Source organism: Rhizobium sp. WYCCWR 11152, assembly GCF_013087615.1.
GTDB classification, from domain to species: Bacteria; Pseudomonadota; Alphaproteobacteria; order Rhizobiales; family Rhizobiaceae; genus Rhizobium; species Rhizobium indicum.
Genome location: NZ_JABFCP010000027.1, coordinates 259,469 through 282,865, shown reverse-complemented (window position 1 = coordinate 282,865; position 23,397 = coordinate 259,469). Strand labels below are relative to the sequence as shown.

Sequence of the window (23,397 nt, the reverse complement as noted above, 5' to 3'; positions counted from 1 at the left end):
TTGGAAATAAGGCCTAAAGCGCGACGCGCTTTAGGCCGGTTGCCTTTGCCGGGCGGCTGGCCTATCCACTCTTCGGAAAAGAGGAGTGAACATGCGCGATCTTGCAAATTTCAACGGCTGCCCGGCGCCGAAGCCGGTCACGCTGAAGGGCCGCTTCGTCACCGTCCAGCCCTACCGGCGTGAGGAACATCTCCAGGCGTTATGGGATGGCCTCGGTGGCATGGGCATCAACCCGTTGCTTCTCTATTTCGCGCAGGACGATTTCTCCGGCATCAACGATTTCGCCAACTGGCTGGAAACCGTCTATACCAAGTCCGGCTGGCTCACCCATATCTTCCGCGACAACGCCAGCGGCAAGATTGTCGGCATGGCGAATTACATGCGCGCCGACCCGGCAAACGGCGTCGTCGAGATCGGCGGGGTGGCGCACGGGGTCGAGATGAAGCGTTCGCCGCTTTCGACCGAGGCGCATTACCTGATGGCCAAACACGTCTTCGAGGATCTCGGCTACCGCCGCTACGAATGGAAATGCGACAATAAGAACGAGGCGAGCAAGACGACGGCGGCGCGTTACGGCTTCAGCTTCGAAGGGGTCTTCCGCCAGCACATGATCTCCAAGCATCGCAATCGCGACACCGCCTGGTTCTCGATGATCGATGCCGAATGGCCGATGATCAACGATGCCTTCGAAGCCTGGCTTTCGCCCGGGAATTTCGACGCCGAGGGCAACCAGGTTCGCCGCCTGCTGGATATCCGCGCCGATCTCGAAAAGGAAAGGCTCGCGTGAGCCCGGAGAGCCGCTCGCAGGCAATCGCCGCCGCCATCATCCTGCTCGGCGCTGCCCTGGTCATCTATTTCCTGCCGACCATCGTGCTGTGGATCGGCAATTTCTCGCCGACGCTGGCAATCGTCGTCGGCGTCTGCCTGATCATGGCGTTTTTCGCAGTCTTCTGGCTGCGGGCGCGTTACCAGCGCGGCCGGGGAAAGTAATTTTATCCCTGCAGCGAGGCTCCGAGCAGCAGGGCGCCCATCAGCATGACAAGCACGGCGCCGAGGATTTCGATGGCATTGCCGACCCAGATCGAGGCGGTCGAGCCGCGTCCGGAGAGGCGGACGGCCGCACTCTTGGCCGTGACGGCAAGTGTGGCAAGCAGGGAAACGGTGATCGCCGTGCCGAGCGACATGGCGGCGACCGAAAGCACGCCGCCGAGATAGAGCCCGTTCAGCAGTGAGAAGGTCATGACCAGAAGTGCGCCGGAGCAGGGGCGCAGACCGACGGCAACGATCGCCGACCAGGCCTCGCGGGCGCTGAACCTGTCGCCGCCGAGCAGGGCCGGATCGGGCACATGGGCATTGCCGCAGGTCTCGCAGACCATGCCGGGAACGAAGGTGTGGCCGGCTTCCACAGCCTGCGCCTTGCCGTTGAAGGCATAGGCCTGGCGTTCGGCCACATTGTCCTTCCAGTCGAGCATCATGCTGACCGGGCCGGCAGGCGTCGCCATCAGCCGGCGGCGCGGCATATTGCCAGCCATCGAGCGCAGTTTGCGAAACAGCAGCCAGCCGCCGAACAGGATGACCATGACGAAGCTTGCGATCTCCATCGCGTGGGTCGCTGCCGTCAGCGTAATGCCGGTGCCACGCAGCACCAGCCAGGCGCCGCCGACCAGCGCCACCGCCATCACGCCCTGGACGAAGGCCGAAATGAAGGAAATCACCACGCCGCGCTTCAGCTCGACCTCGTTGGCGATCATGTAGGAGGAGATGACCGCCTTGCCGTGGCCCGGGCCGGCGGCATGGAAGACGCCGTAGGCGAAGGAGAGGCCGATCAGTGATGCCAGCTGCCACGGGTCTTGGCGCATCGCCTTCAAGGCGCCGGTCAGCGCCCTATAGAAGGCCTGCTGCTCATAGTTCACATAGAGCAAAAGCGGCGCGAGCGGCCCGCCTGTCGGCTGAAAGCTCGGCTCCGCCGTACCGATGCCGAGCGGCGATTGCGCATGGGCGAGGCTTGCAGCCGTTACCAGCGCAAGGGTTGCAGCGGAAAGGATGAGGGGCAGGCGTTTCGTCAGCATGTGACCTCCAGCCGGGTGGCGAAGAGTTTGGACATGTTGGTGCCGGTGGGATCGTTGAAGAAGGCGTCCGTCAGCGACTGCTTGTTTTCCGAGATCACTTGGTCGGCATCCGGCCGCACCACCTGATGTTTGCAAGCCTTGAAGCCGTCTCCGACGATCGCCAGCTCGGTGTCGGTGGGAAAATCGATTGAGGTGTAGAGCGTCGGGTCGTAGACGCCGAAGGTGAGCCTGCCCTTGAGCGGCATCTTCTCCACCGGCTTTACCGCAAAGAACATCAGCAGCTGGCCATCCTTGTAGTCGACATGGATGATGTCGGGCTTCTGGACGGTGATGTTCTTCCCGTTGATCGTCAGGTTCATGTAGTAGTCGTAATCGGCAAGAGACTTCTTGACCGTGTTGCCGACCTCGGTCAGTTCGTTCGGCTCCAGCTTCAGGTCGGTGTTCTTGTCGAAATCCATGACCACGGAGGACGAAAAGACCTCGTCGAAGCGCCAGACATTGCGCAGTTCCTCGACACTGCCGTCCTTGCCGGCCACGACTTCGAGGCGCGCTTCCACGAAGATGTGCGGATGCGCAAAGGCGGCGGCCGGCGCCAGCGAAAGAAGCGCGGCCATCAGTATTGTTGAATGTCTCATCTATTCCGCTGCCTTGTTCGCTGCCCCTGACTTCTTGCCAGAAATTGGGACGGAATTGGGACCGGGCTCGGCATCGGCTTCGCGGGGCAGGATGCCACTGCATAATTCCTTAAATCGGAATCGATTCAAGGATAAAATTATGCAGCATTCAAAGTGCTACAGCGTCCTTTGCGCGTCTGAAAAGACGCGCGGCGCTGTAGAGCGGGGCGGAATGTCGCATCGCTTCGCAAGGGCGCCGGCTTACGGATGCTTCTTGAACCAGTTGTGCAGGTAATCGACGAAGATTCTTACCTTGGCCGGCAGGTAGCGCCGGTGCGGGTAGACGGCATAGATGCCGCGGTCGGTCGGGGTGTAATCGTTGAAAAGGGTCACCAGTTCGCCGCTCTCGATCGGCTTGCGGGCGATGAAATCTGGGATGAAGGCTACGCCGATGCCGGCCAGTGCTGCGCGTAATGTCGCATGCGGGCTGTTGACCTCTATCGGTCCGGAAACGGCGACGGCGAACGAGGTGTTGTCAGGATTGTGGAAGCGGATGCTCGCCTGGGTGCGCGCATTGGTATCGACGATGAAGGGGACGCTGGAAAGGGCCGACGGGTGATCGAGATCGGGATAACGCTCGAGAAATTCAGGGGTGGCGCAGATATGGATGCGGAAATCCGAGATCTTGCGGGCGATCATGCCGGAATCTTCGAGCTTGGTGATGCGGATCGCCACGTCGAAGCCTTCCTCGATCAGATCGACGAACCGGTCGTCAGCGGCGATCTCCAGCGAAAGGTCGGGGTTCTCCTTGGCAAAATCGATCAGCGACTGGCCGACATCGGCATCGACGAAGGTGCGCGGCACCGAGATGCGCAGCCGTCCCTTGAGCTGTGCATTGTTTTCGCGCACGAGATCGGCGAGGTTATCGATCTCCTTCAGAATATCGGAGGCGGTACGGTAATAGGTATGGCCGGCCTCGGTCATCGAGAACTGCCGGGTGGTGCGGTTGAGCAGCAGGGCGCCGAGCTCGTCTTCCAATTCGCGCACATATTTGGAGAGCAGCGCCTTGGAGCGGCCGGTGCGCCGTGCCGCGGCGGAGAAGCCTTCGGCCTCGACGACATCGATGAAGGCGCGTATGCGGGTCAAGGTATCCATGGCACCCCTCAGGCTGTTTCGGAATGTTGAACAAATTGGCTCGTCTTGTTCAATAATTTTTTTAGCCTTGAGATCAAAAAATCGCTTGATTATGAAGGCGAATATTCTTATTTCCCACTCAGCCCAAAGTCGCACGTGCCCATGGGTGTCCGCCGAACCCTCGAATTGGTGAGGAAATCGGTAAGGTACCTGGAATTAACCCCTCCAGTCGCTATTCCGGCCAACCGGAAAATGCGAGGACGCCTGAAGCAACGACGGTGCGGGCCTTTTTGTTCTCTCCCTGCTTTCCATCAGCGGGGGTTACTGAAGAGGCACACCATCATTGCCGGAAGTGCGGTTGGGATTCTCCCTCCAATCCATGGCAGACAAAGCCGAACTTACACCGCATCGCGGCGTTGGTTCACTATCTGCGCATCGAGCGCTTGCTATGGTTCCGGGGTCTCCACCGGCTGGTTCCAATGCGAGCTATCGTATGCCCTTTGTCCTCCGGTTCATGCCGGAGCTCTGGAATTGGAAGAGGGAATCGATATGACCACCCAGCGCATCCGCGACTTTCTCGCAACCCGACGTCCCGACGGTCCCTGCCTCGTGGTTGACCTCGACGTCGTTCGCGACAATTTCCACGCCTTCCGTCACGCCATGCCGGACAGCGCCATCTATTACGCCGTCAAGGCCAACCCGGCCCCGGAAGTGCTGAAGCTGCTCGCAGGCCTCGGCTCCAATTTCGATTGCGCATCCGTTGCCGAAATCGAAATGGCGCTCGAAGCCGGTGCGACCGCCGCCCGCATCTCCTACGGCAACACGATCAAGAAGGAACGTGACGTTGCCCGCGCGCATGCGCTCGGCGTCAGCCTCTTTGCCGTCGACAGCCACGAGGAAGTCGAGAAGATCTCGCGCGCCGCTCCCGGCGCCCGTGTCTTCTGCCGCGTGCTCACGGATGGCGAAGGCGCCGAATGGCCGCTGTCGCGCAAGTTCGGCTGCGTTCCGCAGATGGCTGTCGACGTTCTCGTCTACGCCCATCAGCTTGGCCTGCAGTCCTATGGCGTCTCGTTCCATGTCGGTTCGCAGATGACCAAGGTCGATGCCTGGGATTCGGCGCTTGCCGATGCCAAGCGCGTCTTCGTATCGCTTGCCAAGCAGGGCATCCACCTGCAGATGGTCAACATGGGTGGCGGCTTCCCGACCAAGTACCTGCGTGACGTTCCGTCCGCAGAAGCTTACGGCAAGTCGATCTACCAGGCGCTGCGCACGCATTTCGGCAACCAGATCCCGCAGACGATCATCGAGCCGGGCCGCGGCATGGTCGGCAATGCCGGTGTCATCAAGGCGGAAGTCGTTCTGATTTCGAAGAAGTCGGACAATGACGATGCCCGCTGGGTCTTCCTCGACATCGGCAAGTTCGGCGGTCTCGCCGAGACGATGGACGAAGCCATCCGCTATCCGATCCGCACGGAACACGACGGCGACGAGATGGAGCCCTGCGTCATCGCCGGTCCGACCTGCGATTCCGCCGACGTGCTTTACGAGAAGAACCTCTATCCGCTGCCGATCTCCCTTTCGATCGGCGACGAGGTCCTGATCGAAGGCACCGGCGCCTATACGACGACCTATTCGGCGGTCGCTTTCAACGGTTTCGACCCGTTGAAGGCCTACGTCATCTAAGGTCGTTTCCGCCGGCCCCGTAACCAATCGGGGCGGCAACTTCACAATTTTCCTTCATCGCCGCTGATAACGGTATTGGGTACGGGAGGCCAAGATGGCCGCTGTTCTTGATTCTGTCCGCGCATTCTTTGCGCCTACCACTTTCGCCATCGACGCCGAAAATCCCTCGGATGTCGTTGCGCGTGAAAACCTGCTCGACCGCGTCATGGGCGCGGGTCGCCGCAAGAAGTCGTCGGAGAAGATCCGCCGCAACCGCGTTCCGGCCGAGGGTCTTGCGCTCGTCGCGCGCGATCGCGACGGCCATGTCATCGGCTCGGTGCGGCTCTGGAACATCGAGGCCGGCGTCAATGACGAAGGCACGCCGATCAATGCGCTGCTGCTTGGACCGCTCGCCGTTGCGCCCCATCAAGGCGGCAAGGGCATCGGCTCGGCGCTGATGCGCGCGGCGATCCTCGAAGCGAAGAAGCGCGGACACGGTGCCGTTTTGCTCGTCGGCGATGCTGCCTATTACGAGCGTTTCGGCTTCTTTGCCGAAAAGGCTCGCCATCTCGTCATGCCGGGTCCGTTCGAACGCTCGCGCTTTCTTGCGCTCGAGCTCACGGAAGGCTGGCTTGACGGCGCGGCCGGCATGATCGTCCCCTCGGGACGCATGCTGGCCAGCGCGCCGGTTCGCCGCGCAGCCTAGAACAGGATGATTTTAGGCCGGGTCGGCCTAAAATCTGACTCCTGTTCTAAATTAAAGAGTTAGAGCATGATGTCGTCCGAAAACCGCTTACACTTTTCGGCATCATGCTCTAGCGCATCGGCCCGAAAAGACGCGCGGAGCCGTAAGACTACGCCGACCGGCCGGCCAGGTTGGGAATTTTTCCCCCGGCTGGTAATATCCGCGCCGTTTGACCACGCAGGCAGGCGGGCCTGGTGTGGTTGCGGCGCGGATTGTCTTTCTGGCGAGTGAAGCGGCGCGGTCGCTAGCTCCCCGACGCACGCGGAAACACAATCGCGTGAAATGGGTCGCCGGCACGCGAACATATCGCGGCGATATCCTATGTTGCATCGCATGATCCGCCTTCTTTCCCTTCTGCTTTTCTTCTGCCTGTCGCTTGCCGCAACGGGGCCGGCGGCTGCCCAGAGCACGGCTCCCGCCGTCGGCGGGCTTGGTCCGCGTCTCGATCGCGCGGCGAGCGACCCGGCGATGAGGCCTCTCAAGACGGTGATTGTCGCTCGCGACGGACGCGTGCTCAGCGAACGTGGGTTCCATGGTCATTCGCCGTCGGAATCGACCAATATCAAATCCGCTTCGAAGTCGATCATCTCGGCGTTGGTCGGTATCGCCATCGACAAAGGCATGCTGACGGGGCCGGATCAGAAGATCGCGCCGATCCTGAAGGCCGATCTCCCTGTAACGCCCGACCCGCGCATCAACGACATCACCATCGGCAATCTTCTCTCGATGCAGGCTGGGCTCGATCGTATGTCGGGGGCGAACTACGGCCGCTGGGTCTCCTCGCGCAACTGGGTGCGCTTTGCGCTGTCGCAGCCTTTCGTCGATCAGCCCGGTGGCGAGATGCTCTATTCCACCGCATCCACGCATCTGCTGTCGGCCATTCTCACCAAGGTCGGCCGGCGGCCGACGCTGGTGTTGGCGCGCGAATGGCTCGGCCCGGTCGACGGTTTCCGCATCGGTGCATGGGAGCGCGATCCGCAGGGCATCTATCTCGGCGGCAATCAGATGGCGATGAGCGCCCGGTCCCTGCTTGCCTTCGGCGAACTCTACCGTAACGGCGGCAGGACCGCCGACGGCCGCCAGATCGTACCTGCCGACTGGATCGCCCAGTCGTGGCAGCAGCGCACCAACTCACGCTTCTCCGGCGATGAATATGGCTATGGCTGGTTCACGCGGCAGATCGGCGGCGAGCAGGTGCACTTCGCCTGGGGTTATGGCGGGCAGATGCTCTACATCGTGCCGTCGCTCGATCTCACCGTCGTCATGACCTCGGAAGAGAGCGGTCCGTCTGCCCGAAATGGCTACAGGGACTTGCTGCACGGTCTGTTGGCGGACATCATCGGCTCGGTGCGGGCCGCTTGACGACAGGGCCGCGTGTCTTTCACACGCGCCAAGGGTGCTGTAGGATTTTGAATGATGCAGCGGGGAAAAACCCGCGATCGTTAAATTTTTAGCGAAGGCTCCAATCAAACCGCAAAACGCTTCCTGTAAGTTCCGCGAGAATTTCGGGAAAGCGCCATGCTGCTGGATCTCAGGACAATCTATTTCATTGTTGCCGTGAGCTGTTTCGTGCTGGGCATTCTCCAGCTTGCAGCCTATGCGACGGGTCGCTTCGAGAGGTGGCCGCTGTGGTGGGGCTTGAGCAACCTTCTTGTCGGTGTCGGCTCGTTTCTCGTCGCGCTGCGCAATCTCGTTCCCTACTCTGTCTCGGTCGACGGCGGCAATATCGTCACCATCGCCGGCTACATGCTGATGTTCTTTGCCGTGCGCGTGTTTTCGGGACGAGCGCTCGACCAGCGCACTTTCTGGCTTGCCATCTTGCTCGTCAGCGTTCCTGTCGTCCTCATCGTCAGCGATCCATCGGCAGTCTCGGCGAGGCTCCTCTACGTCTCCGTCATCTGCTGCCTCTGCGATCTTGCCGTTGCAAGGGAGGCAATCAGCATTGTCCGGCGCGAGAGGCTTTATTCCGCAGCCTTGCTTGTCGGCCTCTACGCCTGCACTGCCGCGATCTTTGCCGTTCGCAGCATTCTCGCGGCGACCGGTGAGATCGGTGGGCCGGATCCCTTCGGCGGCAGTGCAATACACAGCTGGATGGCAGTATCGGCGGTCGCGTTCATCATGCTGCGCAGCATGGCGATGGTGCTGATGGCCGCCGAGCGCAGCCGAAATCAGCTGACCGAACTCGCTCACCACGATCCGCTGACCGGCGCGCTCAATCGCGGCGGCCTTGCCCAGCATCTGCCGGCTCTCGGTTCCCAGCCGGTATCGCTGCTGATCATCGATATCGACCATTTCAAGCAGCTGAACGACAGGCATGGCCATGCTGCTGGCGACGACATCCTGCGGCTTTTCGCCAGTGTTTCGAGGGGCATCATGCGCTCGGACGATCTGCTTGCCCGTCAAGGTGGGGATGAGTTCCTGGCGGTGCTGAAAAACGTTTCCCGGGAAGATGCCGTGGCAATTGCCGAGCGCATCCGTCTCGCCTTCGCCGCTGCCGTCATGCAGCAGCCGGATCTGGCCGTCTTTCCGACGCTGAGCGTCGGCGTTGCCGCGCGTGCGGAAAGCGGTGGAGACTTTGAACGGCTGATGCAGAAGGCCGATGAGGCGCTCTATCGTTCGAAGCGCGAAGGCCGCAACCGGGTCGAAGTCTTTGGAGAAAATCAACAAGCTGCTTAGGAACGGGGCAAACTCGTCTATCTCAGAATGATCCTAGATATTCTGGTCCATCGTCTCGGCCGGGATTTCGTCGGCGCGGTGGACGCGCACGAGCGTTGCCGGCACGCCGGCGACCGTGCAATGCTCGGGGACCGGCTTCAGCACGACGCTGCCGGCCGCGACTTTGCTGAAGGCACCGATTTCGATATTGCCGAGGATCTTGGCGCCTGCGCCGATCATCACGCCGTGGCGGATCTTCGGGTGGCGGTCGCCGGTCTCCTTGCCGGTGCCGCCGAGCGTGACGTTCTGCAGGATCGATACTTCATCCTCGATGACAGCCGTTTCGCCGATGACGATGCCCGAACCGTGGTCGAGCATGATGGATGCGCCGATCCGGGCCGCCGGATGGATATCCGGGCCGAAGACCAGCGAAACGAGATTGGCGAGCCAGCTGGCGATCTCCTGACGGCCGGCGATCCAGAGCGCATGGGCGATGCGATGCGTCTCAAGCGCATGAAAGCCCTTGAGATTGAGAAGTGCGTGCAGAAATGTCGTGCAGGCCGGATCGCGCTCGCGCACGGCGATGAGATCGGCCTCGACCTTCCGCATGATATCGTCATCAAGTGTGGACAGGATGAGATCGAACAGATCACCCGTTTCCACCTGCGCTACGGAGAGCCGCGCGGCCAGCACGCGGGCGATGATCTCATCGTTGTTGGCAGTGTCCGTTACCTGAGCGGCAAGCAGCCGCTGCAATATCGGCTCGCGCGCGGCAAGCTCGGCCGCCTCGGCGCGGATCACGGTCCAGACGGATGCGTCGCCCAAAGGCTGCGGCTTTTGCTCGGCCAAACCGAGGCCGGTCGATTTCGGCATTCCCGTTTCCTTTGTCAGCCTGGGCGTCGCGCAAAGCGCCTCCGTGCGGCTCATGTTTCGCCCGGGCAAAGCATTTGGCAAGCCCTGAGCATATTCTAGCCGCCAGACGGTTGCAGGCGAAGTGTCAGCTCCGGAAGCCGGCGCCAATGATAAAGCACGTCAGGCTCCAGTTCTTCGTTGTCGGCGCCATCGGTCTCCTCTTCGGCGGTAAAACCGTGCTGTTCGTAGAAGCTGCGAGCGCCTGCATTACGCTTAAACGTCCAGAGCCTGATCTCGTTCATCTCCTCCTTGGCGCAGCCGAGGAGGGAAGAGCCGATACCCATGCCCTGGAACCCGGGGAGAACGTAAAGCTGCTCTATCCAGTTGTCGCCATAGGCGATGACGCCGACCAGCCGGTTGCCCATGGCAGCACCAAGGATGGTGCAGTTCGGCAGCAGATGCATGCGCCAGTACTGCTCCTCTTCCTCGGGCGTATGCACATCCGGCAGCCAGGGCAGCCGTTCCCACAGGGTGACACGTCTGATTCCGGCCGCCGCCTGCATGTGATCGGCGGTGAGCGCCATGATTTCGGGTTCCGTCATGGCGTCGTCCGTTGCCGGCAATGGGTCTCAAGCCGAAATATCGATGACGCCGCAATCGCCGGCTTCGGAGCCGAAGGCGAGCAGCTTGCCGTTTTTGCTCCAGCTCATCGCCGTGATCGCGCCCTTACCAGGTCGGCGCAGCAGCGCTTCCTTGCTGTCGGTGATGCGCACGGCCAGGATCATACCGTCGATGAAGCCGATGGCGAGGATGTCTTCGAGCGGATGGAACTTCACCGCGGTCGCCATGATATTGGCGCGGGTGCCGAGCTCCATCGGCGCCTTGCCCATCGGCCCGTCCTTGCCCTGGAAGGGCCAGACGATTGCCGCGGGCGCGCCTGAAGACGCGAGCCACTTGCCCTTGACCGACCAGGAGAGCGATTTCACCTTGGAGGGGTAGCCGGTCATGCGCATGTGGCGGGCTTCGGTGCCGGGCTTGATGTCGAGCTTCCAGCCGTGCAATGCGTTTTCCTGCATCGAGGTGACCAGGAAATTACCATCAGGCGAGAAGGTGACGCCGGTATGCGCACCCTTCCATTCCAGATCGATCGGCTTGGCGTTCATGCCGATCCAGTGCAGCGACACGCCGTTATAGCGCGCCGCCGCGATGCGCAGGCCCTTCGGTGCAAACGCAAGGCCTTCGACGGTGCGCTCTTCGGGGAATTCCTTGGTCGTGCCGTCGGCAAGGCGCACGAGCGCACTCTTGCCGTAGGAGTAGGCAACGGCGCCCTGCGGGCCGGCTGCCACTTGCGAAATCCATTTGCGCGGCGCGGTCGCGATCTCGCTGACGCTGCCGTCGGCGGCAATGCGCAGCACCTTGCCGTCTTCGCCGCCCGAGATCAGGCTCTCGCTGTAGGGATCGCGGATGGCGGTGAGCATGCCCTGGTGGGCTTCAGAAACCCTGTCGCCGCCGTCCAATCGGTGGAATGTACCGTTTGCGCTTGCGAAGAAGGGAACATCACCTAAAAATTCGACGGCCAGAACGTGGCCGTCGAGATCAAGCGGTGCAACTGTCGGCATCAGGCGGCTGCCTCGCACGCCTTGAAGGAGGTTTCGAGCTTCTCGCGGTCGAGTTCGCGGCCGATGAAGACGAGACGGCTCTCGTGCTTTTCGCCTTCCTTCCACGGCCGCTGGTGGTCGCCCTCGATGATCATGTGCACACCCTGAACGACGTAACGCTCGGGATCGTCCTTGAAGGCGATGATGCCCTTGAGACGCAGAATATTCGGCCCCTGCGTCTGGGTGATTTTCTGGATCCAGGGGAAGAAGCGCTCCGGGTTCATCTGGCCGCCGCGCAGCGACACCGACTGCACCGTCACATCGTGGATCGCCGACATCGCGCCATGGTTATGGGCGCCATGGTGATGATGGTCGTGGCCGTGCTCATCATGCTGATGACCGTGATGATCGTGATCATGGTCATGATGGTGGTGGTCGTGATCGCAATCGGGGCCGCAGACATGGTCGTCATGGCCGTGCTCGAGGAAATGCGGATCGTTTTCGAGCGCGCGTTCCAGGTTGAAGGCGCCCTGATCGAGCACGCGGGCGAGGTCGACGCCAGAGCGGCTGGTCTTGTAAACGCGGGCAGCCGGGTTGATGGCGCGGACGATATCCTCGATCACATCAAGTTCTTCCGGGGTCACGAGGTCGGTCTTGTTGATGATGACGACGTCGGCGAAGGCGATCTGGTCTTCTGCCTCGCGGCTGTCCTTCAGGCGCAGCGGCAGGTGCTTGGCATCGACGAGGGCGACGACGGCGTCGAGCTCGGTCTTGGCGCGCACATCGTCATCCATGAAGAAGGTCTGGGCCACCGGCACCGGATCGGCAAGGCCGGTCGTTTCGACGATGATGCCGTCGAAGCGGCCGGGGCGGCGCATCAGGCCTTCGACGACGCGGATCAGGTCGCCGCGCACCGTGCAGCAGACGCAGCCATTGTTCATCTCGTAGATTTCTTCGTCCGACTCGACGATCAGGTCGTTGTCGATGCCGATTTCGCCGAATTCATTGACGATGACCGCATATTTCTTGCCGTGATTTTCGGAGAGGATGCGGTTGAGCAATGTCGTCTTGCCGGCACCGAGGTAACCGGTGAGCACGGTAACGGGAATGGGCTTCTGGGTGGAGATCGCGTCGGTCATGAGAACCTCTAGGATTAGGCGTGCGGCCGAGCGGCTTGGGATCGGCTGCTTGAACGGTTGGTCTCATATAATGGCTTGAGCGTGGCAGTTCAAAGGGTTTTATAATGTTATAAGATCACATCGTTTGCGCGGCGCAGGCCCACCTTCACCGGAGCTGTTCGACGTCGAAGGCATCGACATCTTCGAGCAGTTCCGTCAGTCCCTTCACCGCATGGGTAATCAGTGCCTCACCCTTCTCTGCCGTCGCGGCCGCGGCGTTGCCCGCAGCGCCTTGCGTGTTGAGATCCGACATCTTCCAGCCAAAGGCGTGCGGCCCGTAGGCGCGCAGATGCTTGAAGCGCACGGCGAATTCCGTCTGTCGCGAGGAAAAGTCCGCCGCCTTCGCCATATCCACCTTATCGGGATGAAGCGCCAGCATCACCGAGGTCTCGATATCGCCGCCATGGATGCCGATCGCCTTTTCCTCCGGCGTGACCACGCCATCCGGCGCGCCGAAACGGGTCCAGCTCGTCGCCACCGCCAGCATGGCAAAGCGGACCCGCGCCTCGGTCGCGACAATGGTCATGACGGGCGAATTGCCGCCATGGGCGTTCAGCATCACGAATTTGCCTATGCCCTGCTTTGCCAGCCCCTCGGCGATGCCGAGCCAGCGGTTTACCGCTTCGTCGAAGGCAAGCGTCTTCGTTCCTTCAACATCCATATGCTCTATGGAATAGCCGACAGATTCGGCGGGCAGGAAGGTGACCGGCAGGCCGGCGGGCAAGGCCATCTTCAATCGTCCGGCGATACCTTCGGCAATCAGGGTGTCGGTTTCGAAGGGCAGATGAGGGCCGTGCTGTTCGTGGGCGCCGAGCGGCAACACGGCGATCAGATGGCGCCCGTCAGGTGCAAAGGCCGGGTTGCTGTCCTCGAAGCGCGGCGAAGGCGTCATCATCCGGTGGTTGCCTCTTGTTTATGACGAGATCCTGAGCAATGTCATATCGCAGCGGCGTCGGGGCTTAAAGATCAAAGGGATGGCTATGGGAAAGAAGCACAAGGACGGCAAAAAGAACAAGTCCAAGAAGAAGGACCAGACCGAGTATACGCTCGTCGATCTCTCTCCGGCGCTCACCCAGGCGGCGCGTTCCATGCGGACGGTGCTTTCGCGCAACCTGCTTGAAAGCGGGCTCTATGCCGGCCAGGACGGGGTCATCCTCTCGCTTGCCGAGAGCGATGGCATGACGGCCGGCGGTCTTGCCCAGAAGCTCGGGGTCAAGGCGCCGACGATGACGCGCACGATCGGCCGCATGGAGGCGCAGGGCTTTCTCGAGCGCAAGCCCGATGCGGAAGATGCCCGCCTCACCAAGGTCTATCTCACCGAACTCGGCCGCGGCAGCGTGCAGGGGATCGAGATGGCGGCCTCGGCCTGCGACAGGCTGGCGACGCAGGAATTCTCCGAAAAGGAAATCCGCAATCTCGTCCGCCTGCTGAAGGCGATCGATGCCAATCTGCAGGCCGAAGCCATTCATATCGAAGAACCGGACGAAGACTGAAATTTCCCTGAAAGACGAATTGCTTCCACCGATTAAATCTTTTAATTAAACATTTTAAGGGCCGCGCCGGTTTGCTGGCGGGGTCTTGCTGCTTACGTGCTGCCTGGAGGAGGACACGTGGTCCAGAAGATCAAGCTTTCGACAATCGCCGAAACGCTCGGCATTTCAACGGCGACCGTATCGCTCGCCTTACGCGACAGTCCGCTCGTCGCCGGCAATACCCGGGAGAAGATCAAGGAACAGGCGCGCGCGCTCGGCTATATCTACAATCGCCGCGCCGCCAGCCTTCGGACCTCGCGCTCCGGCATCATCGGCGTCGTCGTGCACGACATTATGAACCCCTTCTACGGGGAGATCCTGAAGGCGATCGAAAGCGAGCTCGACCGCAGCCGCCACACCTTCATCCTTTCCAACCATTACGACAATGTCGAGAAGCAGCGTACCTTCATCGAGACGCTGCTGCAGCTCGGCGGCGACGGCGTCATCATGTCGCCGGCGATCGGTACGCCGCCGGAAGACGTGCAACTGGCGGAAGACAACGGCATGCCGGCGATCCTGGTCGCCCGCTCGATGGAAGGGCAGGACCTGCCGACCTATCGCGGCGACGACAGCTACGGCATCTCGCTTGCCACCAACCACCTGATCGGCCTCGGTCATCGCTCGATCGCCATGATCGGCGGCACGGACCAGACATCCACCGGCCGCGATCGCTACCAGGGCTATGTCAATTCGCTGCGCAAGGCCGGCATCGAGGTCGATCCGAACCTGCGCATTCCCGGTCCGCGCTCGAAACAGGGCGGTTTCGAAGCTGCAGTGCATTTCCTTTCGCTGCCGCAGAAACCGACCGCAGCCGTTTGCTGGAACGATCTCGTGGCGATCGGTCTGATGAACGGCATTGCGCGCGCCGGCCTGGTGCCGGGACGCGATATTTCCGTCACCGGCTACGACGATCTCGAGGAGGCGTCGATCGCTACGCCTGCGCTAACGACCGTCTGGAACGGTCAGGCCGAGGTCGGGCGCCTGGCCGCCCGGGCGCTGCTCGATCGCCTTGCCGGCAGTCATGAGCCTGACGGTATGCATCTGATCAAGCCGGAAATGCGCATTCGCCAGTCCACCAGTCCCCATCGGCCGCGCGCCTGAACCACGACCGCCATCCAAGAGGAAAAGCCATGTCCCGCATCGCCATTCTCGTTCCTGGGAAGATACACGAGCGTGTTCTCGAAAGGTTGAAGGATCGTTTTGAGATTATCGCCGTCCCGCGCGAGGAGAAGCTTGCGCTCGACGGCGAGATTGCCGGCCGCATCCGCGGCGTCGCCGTATCCGGTTCCTTCCCGGGCGCCTGGATGGACCAGCTGCCGCATGCCGAAGTGATCGCCAATTTCGGGGTCGGTTATGACGGCGTCGATGTGAAACATGCCGCCGAAAAAGGCATTGTCGTCACCAATACGCCTGATGTGCTGAACGATGAGGTCGCCGACACGGCGATCGGCTTGCTGCTGAACACGGTGCGCGAGTTGCCGCGGGCCGAAGCATGGCTGCGTGCCGGCAACTGGAAGCCGGGCACGGCCTATCCGCTGTCACGTTTCTCGCTCAAGGGCCGCCATGTCGGGCTTTACGGCCTCGGCCGCATCGGCCTCGAAATCGCCAAGCGGCTAGAGCCGTTCAAGGTCAAGATCAGTTATCACACGCGTTCGCATCATGCCGATGTGCCCTATGATTATCACCCGACGTTGAAGGGGCTGGCGGACGCGGTGGATACGCTGATCGCCATCGTTCCGAAGACGCCGCAGACGCACAAGACGATCGATGCCGATATTCTGGCAGCACTCGGCCCTGACGGCATTCTCGTCAATGTCGGCCGCGGCTGGACGGTGGACGAGGAGGCGCTGAGTGCCGCGCTTGCTTCCGGCGCGCTCGGCGCTGCCGGTCTGGACGTCTTCTATGAAGAGCCGACCGTGCCGGCCGACCTGCTGGAACCGACCAATGCCGTGCTGCTACCGCACGTCGCCTCCGCGTCCGTGCCGACACGCAATGCAATGGCCGATCTCGTCGCCGACAATCTCATTGCCTGGTTCGAGAAGGGTGCGGCGCTGACGCCGGTGCCGGAGACGCCACAGAAGGCTTAGGTGGTTGGCACGGCGGACGATGCTTGCCAAGTAACGGATATGGCGCTTCGCCGACGCCGCGCCTTCAGGCGATCGCCTGCACTGACATGACCGGCAGCTTGGCCGCGGCATAGCTGCGGACGGCGTCGCCAAAAGCGGCGAACAGCTGGTTCGAAGACTTGTCGGTTTCAGCCCAATATTCGGGATGCCATTGCACGCCGACGGCGAAGGCCTTGGCGTCGATAACGGAAACGGCCTCCACCGTGCCGTCTTCGGCGATGGCTTCCACCTGTAGGCGTGGGGCGGTTCTGGCGATTGCCTGGCGATGCAGGGAATTCACGCGGATCTCGCCCGGACCGAGAATGCCTGCAATGCAGGAGCCTTCCTTGACATGGACGGTCTGGCGAATGGCGTACATGCCGTCCCGGTCGACGCCTTCTGGCCGGCGGTGGTCCCAGATGCCGGGTTGCTCCTGGATCTCGCTTGCCAGCGAGCCGCCGAGGGCGACGTTCAGCTCCTGGATGCCGCGGCAGATGGCAAGCAGCGGGATGGCGCGGTCGATGGCGCGGCGGATGAGCGGCAGGCTGGTGGCGTCACGGGCGGGGTCGAACGGGCCGTCCTTGTCATTCGCCTCGGTACCGTAGAGCGAGGGATGAACATTGCTGGCCGAGCCGGAGACCAGCAGACCGTCGACGCGGTCGAGGATCGCATCGGTATCGTAGCCCTCCTCGAAAGCGGGGATGATGAAGGCCATGACACCGGATGCGTTCAATGCGGCGCGCAGATATTGATGCTGCACGGCATGCCAGGTCGCGCCGTCGAAGCTACGGATATCGGCAGGAATGGCAACGATCGGTTTCGTCATATCAGCCCCAGTCAAAATCTTTGTGCTCGTCGTTTCTTCCGCCTGAACGGCCGTCAAGTCAACGCTTGGCTGTATCAGGTGGCAAAATTGCGAGGGAAGCGGCACCCTGCCTTCCCGGCTTACGGCTAAGCCGCTGATTCTGATAGATACGTGCGCGTTGCCTTATTGCCGTCTTGATGCCAAAGGCTAATAGACTAAAGCTTGAATCGCGGCTTGCGCCATGCTTAGGTTTGCCCTTGCTGCGGGTAGGGGTGAGATCGGCCGCGCAGTGTCATCTATATGGGAGGTTTTTGATGGATCGTCGTTCGTTTTTCAAGAAGGCGGGAACCGCCAGCGCCGGTGCGGTTGCCGCAACGGCATTGGCAGCGCCTGCGATCGCGCAGGAGAATCCGAAGATCGCGTGGCGCATGACGTCGTCGTTTCCGAAGAGCTTGGATACGATCTATGGCGGAGCCGAGGATATCGCCAAGCATGTCGCCGCCGCGACGGACGGCAATTTCACGATCCAGCCTTTCGCGGCCGGTGAAATCGTGCCGGGCCTGCAGGCCGTCGATGCCGTTGCCGCCGGCACGGTCGAGGCAGCCCATACCACCTCCTATTATTTCGTCGGCAAGGACCCGACTTATGCCATCGGAACGGCCATTCCGTTCGGGCTGAACAGCCGTCTGACCAATGCCTGGTACTATGAAGGCAACGGCAATAAGCTGATGAACGAGTTTTATGCCACGCAGGGCATGTATGCCCTGCCGGCCGGCAATACCGGTGCGCAGATGGGCGGCTGGTTCCGCAAGGAAATCAATACGCTCGATGACCTCAAGGGCGTCAAGATGCGCATTGCCGGCCTTGCCGGCCGCGTCATGGAGAAGGTCGGCGTTATCCCGCAGCAGATCGCCGGCGGCGACATCTATCCGGCGTTGGAAAAAGGCACGATCGATGCGGCGGAATTCGTCGGTCCCTATGACGACCTGAAGCTCGGCTTCCACAAGGTGGCGAAGTACTACTATTATCCGGGCTGGTGGGAAGGTGGCCCGACGGTGCATGGGTTCTTCAATCTCGAAAAGTGGAGCAGCCTGCCCAAGCATTATCAGGCAGCGCTGACCGACGCCTGCGCCTTCGCCAACACCAACATGCTGGCGAAGTACGACACGAAGAACCCAACCGCGCTGAAGCAACTCGTCGCGGAGGGCGCGACGTTGCGCCCTTTCAGCCAGGAGATCATGGAAGCCTGCTTCCAGGCAGCGACGGGCATCTACAGTGAAATCTCGGGCACGAACCAGTATTTCAAGAAGATCTACGACGACCAGACCGCCTTCAAGCGGGACGCCTATCTCTGGATGCAGCTGTCGGAATACACCTTCGATACGTTCATGATGATCCAGCAGCGGGCCGGAAAGCTCTAAGCTTTCCGCCGTCGACGCGTGCGCAATAACAAAACCCCGGATCTCCATCCGGGGTTTTGCTTTTGCTGGACTAGAGCCTTTCCGGGTTAGATTGAAGCATTCTGTTGGCTCAAACGCAGTCGGATGGTCGACCGGCCCGTTTCAGCCAACCCGAAGGGCCGGGCATCTTTCCGCCAGAGCAAAGGCGATCGGCTCGGACGTACCAAGGGGTATGCCCGTCGCCAATCGCCTCTGCCCTGACGAAAACCTGCTCCGGCAGAATGCTGCAATCTAACCCGGAAAGGCTCTATTTGGCCGGTGGCGGCGGTGCTCCCGGCAGGCCGTTCAGCGGCGGCAGGGTCAGGCCTGGGATCTGCGGTGAGCCATTGCCGCCGCCGCCCAGCGGCGGCAGGCCGAGCTGGCCGCCGAAGCCCGGGACTTCGATCTTGATCGAGTTCGGGTCGACCTTCGGGCCGTGATCCAGCCAATAGGTGACCGATTGCGGCCAGAAGATCACGATCGCCACCAGGATCAGCTGCATACCGACCCAGGGGAGAGCCCCCATGTAAATATCCGAGGTCTTGACGTCCTTGCTGGCGATCGAACGCAGGTAGAAGAGTGCGAAGCCGAAGGGCGGATGCATGAAGCTCGTCTGCATGTTCACGCAGATCAGGACGCCGAACCAGATCAGGTCGATGCCGAGACTGGAGGCGACGGGGGCGAGCATCGGGATGACGATGAAGGCGATCTCGAAGAAATCGAGGAAGAAGGCGAGCACGAAGATGAAGATGTTGACGAAGATCAGGAAACCGACCGGGCCGCCCGGAATGCCCGACAGCATGTGCTCGATCCAGCGCGAGCCGTCCATGCCCTGGAAGACCAGGCTGAAACAGGTGGAGCCGATCAGGATCATCACCACCATGGATGTGATGTGCGTGGTCGATGACATGGCTTCGCGGATCAGCGGCCAGGTGAGGCGGCGATTCATGGCGGCAAGTACAATGGCGCCGACGACGCCGAGCGCGCCTGCTTCCGTCGGCGTTGCAAGACCCATGAAGATCGTGCCGAGCACCAGGAAGATCAGCACGATCGAGGGGACCATGCCCATCAGCACCTTCGCGAGCAGAGCCCAGTTGAAATCGCCTCGCACCTCTTTTGGCAGCGGCGGCATCGATTTCGGCCGGATAATCGACATGACCAGGATGAAGAGCACGAAGATCGTCACCTGCAGGATCGAGGGGCCGATCGCGCCGAGATACATGTCACCGACCGACCTGCCGAGCTGATCGGCGAGAACGACGAGCACGAGCGAGGGCGGGATCACCTGCGTGATCGTGCCCGAGGCGGCGATGACGCCGGTGGCAAGGCGCGGATTGTAGCCGTAGCGCAGCATGATCGGCAGCGAGATCATCCCCATGGTGATGACGGAGGCGGCCACCGTGCCGGTAATCGCGCCGAGTACGGCGCCGACGAGGATGACGGCATAGGCAAGGCCGCCGGGTATGCCACCGAAGAGCTTGCCGGTGCCTTCGAGCAGGTCCTCGGCCAGGCCGCAGCGCTCCAGCACCGCGCCCATGAAGGTGAAGAAGGGAATGGCGAGCAGGAGGTCGTTGGAAAGGATGCCGAAGAAGCGCAGCGGCAGAGCCTGCAGGAAGACCTCGCCGAAATGACCGGTGACGATGCCGATGATGGCGAAAAACAAACCGACGGCGGCGAGCGAAAAGGCGACCGGAAAGCCGTAGAGCATGAAGATGATCATGCCCAGGAACATGGCCGGCGGGATGATGCCGAAATCAAACAAATCCGTGTCTCCCAGCCCGCGTTACTGCAGCGGCTTTTCGTATTTCGTATCGATGCTGATATAGCCGGTGAGCGCTGCGATCCGCTTGACCAGTTCCGAGAGGCCCTGAAGGGAGAGCAACGCGAAGCCGGCAACGAGGATCAACTTGACGGGCCAGCGGATCAACCCACCGGCATTGCCCGATATTTCCCCCTGATGATAGGAGAGCGCGAAGAAGGGCCAGCACAGCCAGGTGAGATAGACGCACGCGGGAAGGAGGAAGACGATGAGGCCGACGATGTCGATGCAGATCTTCGCCCTGTCGGAAACAGAACCATAGATCAGATCGACGCGAACATGCTCATTGTTGCGCAGCGCATGCGAGGCGCCGAGCATGACGACGAAGGCGAAGAGATACCACTGGATCTCCAGCCAGCCGTTCGAACTGTAGTTGAAGGCATAACGGACGATGGCGTTACCGGCGCTGATCAGGCAGCAGAACAGCACCATATATTCGGAAAGTTTGCCCATGAACTGACTGATCGAATCGATCAGCCGGCTTGCGGCCAGAAGTACCGACATTCGCCTCCCCTTGTTCTTGTCCCGCCGGTTTTCCGGCAGTTTTCCCACTTGCAATCGATGTAGACCACGGCCTTTGAAATTGGAAGGATAAATGCCTCGCGTTGGAGTATAGTCTTAGACGCATCGGCCTCGCCGTAGGGCCGTCAAATATTTCAACAACCCAGGCGTGGATAAATTATTTCAGTAATCTCGCCGGTAGGCTGCATTAACTCGCGTAGGCTGTGCAGTTCACCCTGTGGTTTTAGAAAATTTGACCAAATGTTTGATTCCATTGAAATCAATTTTTAAAGGGTTGGGCTTAGAATTCCCGCGCACAGGGAAAGTGTGGATGAAGCCAGATAACCCGAACAGGGTCCCAATAGATGTGTATCTGTCGTTTGTGAGTTCCCTCTCTGGGAATCGCATGACGCTTCTTGTTGGCGTGATTGTACATGTTGCGACGTGCCTTGCCGTGGCTGCCAAGACACAATACTCCATCTACATCCTGCTGTCGGTCGCCTTCCTTCTGGTCTTCGGCGCTCGCATGGCCATCTTCCGGCAGTTCGATCGTGTCGACAAGCAGAGCCTGTCGCACGCCGGAATCGAACGGTGGGAGCGGGTTCTCGTTGCCAGTGGAGCCTGCACCACGGCGCTCCTCGGCATCGCCAGCGGCTACGCCATCTTCGTCGTGCGCGATTCCTTTGCAGAGCTTGCCTGCATTTCCGTCACCATGGCAACCATGGTTTCCGTCGTCGGCCGCAATTACGGTTCGCGCTTCGCAGTCGACCTCCAGACGTTCTTCTGCTGCCTGCCGATGATCGTCTGCAGCCTGCTGGTGCTAGATTTCTATCGCGGCGTGTTGTCGATCCTCCTCATTCCTTTCTGGCTGACGACGCGGGCCATGGCAAACGGCGTGCGCGATTTTCTCTATGAGAACGTCATTGCGCGCCGGGAAATCACCATCATTGCCGACCGTTTCGATACGGCGCTCAACAACATGCCGCACGGCCTCGTCATGGTCGATGCCGAAAACCGCATCCAGGTGGTCAATCGCAAGGCCTGCGAGCTTCTGAAGATCGGTGCGCCGGAGCGGCTGAAGGACCGCGACCTCGGCGCCGTGCTGCGCTACGGCGCGCGCTACAGCTTCATGGATGCCTCGCAGCCGGAGCTCATCCTGCGCCAGCTCACCCAGGTCGCCGAGGGCAGCCTGTCGCGCACGCTCATTCATTTTCCCGAGAGCCTGTCGCTCGAATTCTCCGCCAGCCGCAGGGCCGACGGCGGCGCCGTGCTGATCTTCGAGGACGTGTCAAGCCGGGTGAAGGCGGAGCAGAAGATCCTGCACATGGTGCGCTTCGACGCGCTGACCGGCCTGCCCAACCGGCAATATTTCGGCCAGTTGGTGCAGGAGTATTTTGCCAAGTATCCGAAGAAGAACGGGCCGCTCGGCTTCATGGTGCTCGATATCGACGAGTTCAAACATGTCAACGACATGCGCGGCCATGTGACCGGCGACCATCTGCTCTGCGCTATCGCCGCCCGCATCAAGCAGGCTTCCGGTAATGCCATCCTCGGCCGGCTGATGGGCGATCAGTTCATTCTGTTCTTCCCGCGTGCGAAGGAGCAGGTCTCGCTCGACCGCGAAATCCGCCGCGTTCATGCCGCGATTCAGGGTAACTACGAGGTCGACGAAGTGACTTTTCTCGTTTCGCTCAGCGCCGGCTACGCGATTCTCGAAAGCGACGCGTTCGCGATGGACGAATGGAGCGTCAAGGCGGATCTTGCTCTGTTCGAAAGCAAGTCGCGCTTCAAGGGCGGCATCTCAGGATTCGAGCGGGAGATGGACGGCCGCTATATCGAGCAACAGAAGCTGAAGGCGGATCTGCGCGACGCGGTCTCGGCGCAGGCGCTGCATCTCGTCTTCCAGCCGATGTTCCGGGCCGACGGCTCGCGGATCGAATGTGCCGAGGCCTTGGCGCGCTGGGTGCATCCGGAGAGGGGCTCGATCCCCCCCGATGTCTTCATCCGGCTCGCCGAAGATATGGGCATCATCTCCGACATCACCCGCTTCGTGCTGTTCAAGGCGTGCAGCGAATGCATGAACTGGCCGGAACATATCGCCGTTTCGGTCAACCTTTCGGCGCGGGATCTGCGCGATGCCGACATCCTTTCGGTGGTTGCCGAGGCGCTTGCCCATTCCGGCCTCGCCGCGGCACGACTGCATCTCGAAGTCACCGAGAGCTGCCTGATCGACGAGCCGGCGGCGGTGCGCGCCATCCTGGCGGAACTCAGGTCCCGCGGCATCACCATTGCCATCGACGATTTCGGCACCGGTTTCTCCAGCCTCAGCTATCTCGACACGCTGCCGCTTGATATCGTCAAGATCGACCGGTCCTTCGTGCGCAACATCGTCGAGGATGCGCGCCGCCTCAAGCTCTTGCGCGGCACAGTCAATCTCGCCCGCGAACTGGGCCTGAAGATTGTCATCGAGGGCGTTGAGACCGAGGAGCAGCTGGCGCTGCTCAACAAGCACCGCAGCGCCGATCTCGTGCAGGGTTACGTTTTCTCGCGGCCGGTGCCTTCCCAGAACATCACGCTGCTACAAGAGGGCATCGGCCGCCGCACCGTCCAGCGCCGTCGCAACAAGGTCGCCTGAGCCGCCTGCAAGTGACTGGTTATCCAGCCGAAAATCTTGCGCCCCGTTAACCTT

The 23,397-nt window shown here is 61.2% G+C and carries 22 protein-coding genes; 11 read left to right on the top strand and 11 right to left on the bottom strand.

The annotated features are described in order from the left end of the window. Positions 1-91 precede the first annotated feature (91 nt). On the top strand, positions 92-787 hold the full coding sequence (locus tag G9X67_RS33585) for a GNAT family protein (RefSeq protein WP_171600682.1): 696 nt from the start codon (positions 92-94) through the stop codon (positions 785-787). Further along, the gene (locus tag G9X67_RS33580; RefSeq protein WP_138333286.1) at positions 784-990 is read left to right on the top strand and encodes a hypothetical protein; all 207 of its coding nucleotides are present in this window, start codon (positions 784-786) and stop codon (positions 988-990) included. The genes G9X67_RS33585 and G9X67_RS33580 overlap by 4 nt, the downstream gene beginning before the upstream one ends. A 2-nt stretch (positions 991-992) precedes the next feature. Here the strand turns inward: G9X67_RS33580 and G9X67_RS33575 are convergent, their stop codons facing one another. The 3 genes from G9X67_RS33575 to G9X67_RS33565 all read right to left on the bottom strand — a co-directional run bounded on the left by G9X67_RS33575 (position 993) and on the right by G9X67_RS33565 (position 3,838). Continuing rightward, on the bottom strand, positions 993-2,069 hold the full coding sequence (locus G9X67_RS33575; protein WP_171600681.1) for a nickel/cobalt transporter: 1,077 nt from the start codon (positions 2,067-2,069) through the stop codon (positions 993-995). Further along, positions 2,063-2,704 carry a DUF1007 family protein gene (locus tag G9X67_RS33570; RefSeq protein WP_138390594.1) on the bottom strand — a complete coding sequence of 214 codons (642 nt, stop codon included), beginning with the start codon at positions 2,702-2,704 and terminating at the stop codon, positions 2,063-2,065. Before G9X67_RS33570 ends, G9X67_RS33575 begins: the two co-directional genes overlap by 7 nt. A 240-nt stretch (positions 2,705-2,944) precedes the next feature. After that, the gene (locus G9X67_RS33565) at positions 2,945-3,838 is read right to left on the bottom strand and encodes a LysR family transcriptional regulator (RefSeq protein WP_138333292.1); all 894 of its coding nucleotides are present in this window, start codon (positions 3,836-3,838) and stop codon (positions 2,945-2,947) included. 528 nt (positions 3,839-4,366) lie between these two features. On the opposite strand from G9X67_RS33565, the gene odc2 reads away from it, so the two are divergent. From odc2 to G9X67_RS33545, 4 genes are all read left to right on the top strand, one after another. After that, positions 4,367-5,500 (top strand): ornithine/lysine decarboxylase, encoded by a 1,134-nt coding sequence (gene odc2 / locus G9X67_RS33560; protein ID WP_003542992.1) that lies wholly within the window; start codon positions 4,367-4,369, stop codon positions 5,498-5,500. 94 nt (positions 5,501-5,594) lie between these two features. Next, positions 5,595-6,185 (top strand): N-acetyltransferase, encoded by a 591-nt coding sequence (locus tag G9X67_RS33555; protein ID WP_171600680.1) that lies wholly within the window; start codon positions 5,595-5,597, stop codon positions 6,183-6,185. A 372-nt stretch (positions 6,186-6,557) separates the two neighbouring features. Then, complete coding sequence (locus tag G9X67_RS33550) at positions 6,558-7,586, top strand: serine hydrolase (RefSeq protein ID WP_171600722.1); 1,029 nt, start codon at positions 6,558-6,560, stop codon at positions 7,584-7,586. A 156-nt stretch (positions 7,587-7,742) separates the two neighbouring features. Further along, positions 7,743-8,900, top strand: coding sequence for a GGDEF domain-containing protein (locus tag G9X67_RS33545; RefSeq protein ID WP_171600679.1), 1,158 nt, complete (start codon positions 7,743-7,745; stop codon positions 8,898-8,900). Between the two features lie 33 nt (positions 8,901-8,933). Here G9X67_RS33545 and cysE read toward each other — a convergent pair whose 3' ends face one another. The 5 genes from cysE to G9X67_RS33520 all read right to left on the bottom strand — a co-directional run bounded on the left by cysE (position 8,934) and on the right by G9X67_RS33520 (position 13,402). After that, complete coding sequence (gene cysE, locus G9X67_RS33540; RefSeq protein WP_171600678.1) at positions 8,934-9,752, bottom strand: serine O-acetyltransferase; 819 nt, start codon at positions 9,750-9,752, stop codon at positions 8,934-8,936. A 95-nt stretch (positions 9,753-9,847) separates the two neighbouring features. After that, positions 9,848-10,333 (bottom strand): GNAT family N-acetyltransferase, encoded by a 486-nt coding sequence (locus G9X67_RS33535; protein WP_171600677.1) that lies wholly within the window; start codon positions 10,331-10,333, stop codon positions 9,848-9,850. A 27-nt stretch (positions 10,334-10,360) separates the two neighbouring features. After that, a complete protein-coding gene (locus G9X67_RS33530) occupies positions 10,361-11,350 on the bottom strand; it encodes a WD40 repeat domain-containing protein (protein WP_171600676.1) in 990 nt (329 codons plus the stop codon). After that, on the bottom strand, positions 11,350-12,468 hold the full coding sequence (locus G9X67_RS33525; RefSeq protein WP_171600675.1) for a GTP-binding protein: 1,119 nt from the start codon (positions 12,466-12,468) through the stop codon (positions 11,350-11,352). The genes G9X67_RS33530 and G9X67_RS33525 overlap by 1 nt, the downstream gene beginning before the upstream one ends. 145 nt (positions 12,469-12,613) lie before the next feature. Beyond that, positions 12,614-13,402, bottom strand: a complete 789-nt coding sequence (locus G9X67_RS33520) for a creatininase family protein (protein ID WP_138390587.1) — start codon at positions 13,400-13,402, stop codon at positions 12,614-12,616. Between the two features lie 85 nt (positions 13,403-13,487). On the opposite strand from G9X67_RS33520, the gene G9X67_RS33515 reads away from it, so the two are divergent. The 3 genes from G9X67_RS33515 (at position 13,488) to G9X67_RS33505 (ending at position 16,126) form a co-directional block, all read left to right on the top strand. After that, positions 13,488-14,000 (top strand): MarR family transcriptional regulator, encoded by a 513-nt coding sequence (locus G9X67_RS33515; RefSeq protein ID WP_025396056.1) that lies wholly within the window; start codon positions 13,488-13,490, stop codon positions 13,998-14,000. 117 nt (positions 14,001-14,117) lie between these two features. Next, on the top strand, positions 14,118-15,140 hold the full coding sequence (locus G9X67_RS33510) for a LacI family DNA-binding transcriptional regulator (RefSeq protein ID WP_003542973.1): 1,023 nt from the start codon (positions 14,118-14,120) through the stop codon (positions 15,138-15,140). A 29-nt stretch (positions 15,141-15,169) separates the two neighbouring features. Beyond that, entirely contained in the window at positions 15,170-16,126 is a 957-nt protein-coding gene (locus G9X67_RS33505; protein WP_171600674.1) for a 2-hydroxyacid dehydrogenase, read from the top strand. A 64-nt stretch (positions 16,127-16,190) separates the two neighbouring features. On the opposite strand, the gene G9X67_RS33500 is transcribed toward G9X67_RS33505, so the two are convergent. Further along, the gene (locus tag G9X67_RS33500; RefSeq protein WP_138333306.1) at positions 16,191-16,970 is read right to left on the bottom strand and encodes a gamma-glutamyl-gamma-aminobutyrate hydrolase family protein; all 780 of its coding nucleotides are present in this window, start codon (positions 16,968-16,970) and stop codon (positions 16,191-16,193) included. 293 nt (positions 16,971-17,263) lie between these two features. On the opposite strand from G9X67_RS33500, the gene G9X67_RS33495 reads away from it, so the two are divergent. After that, on the top strand, positions 17,264-18,370 hold the full coding sequence (locus tag G9X67_RS33495; RefSeq protein ID WP_018243590.1) for a TRAP transporter substrate-binding protein: 1,107 nt from the start codon (positions 17,264-17,266) through the stop codon (positions 18,368-18,370). A 286-nt stretch (positions 18,371-18,656) separates the two neighbouring features. Here G9X67_RS33495 and G9X67_RS33490 read toward each other — a convergent pair whose 3' ends face one another. Together G9X67_RS33490 and G9X67_RS33485 are read right to left on the bottom strand one after the other, a co-directional pair. Then, positions 18,657-20,150, bottom strand: a complete 1,494-nt coding sequence (locus tag G9X67_RS33490) for a TRAP transporter large permease subunit (protein WP_011653546.1) — start codon at positions 20,148-20,150, stop codon at positions 18,657-18,659. A gap of 21 nt (positions 20,151-20,171) precedes the next feature. Beyond that, the gene (locus tag G9X67_RS33485; protein ID WP_171600673.1) at positions 20,172-20,711 is read right to left on the bottom strand and encodes a TRAP transporter small permease subunit; all 540 of its coding nucleotides are present in this window, start codon (positions 20,709-20,711) and stop codon (positions 20,172-20,174) included. 328 nt (positions 20,712-21,039) lie between these two features. Between G9X67_RS33485 and G9X67_RS33480 the strand changes: the two genes are divergently transcribed. Next, the gene (locus G9X67_RS33480) at positions 21,040-23,343 is read left to right on the top strand and encodes an EAL domain-containing protein (protein WP_171600672.1); all 2,304 of its coding nucleotides are present in this window, start codon (positions 21,040-21,042) and stop codon (positions 23,341-23,343) included. Positions 23,344-23,397 lie beyond the last annotated feature (54 nt).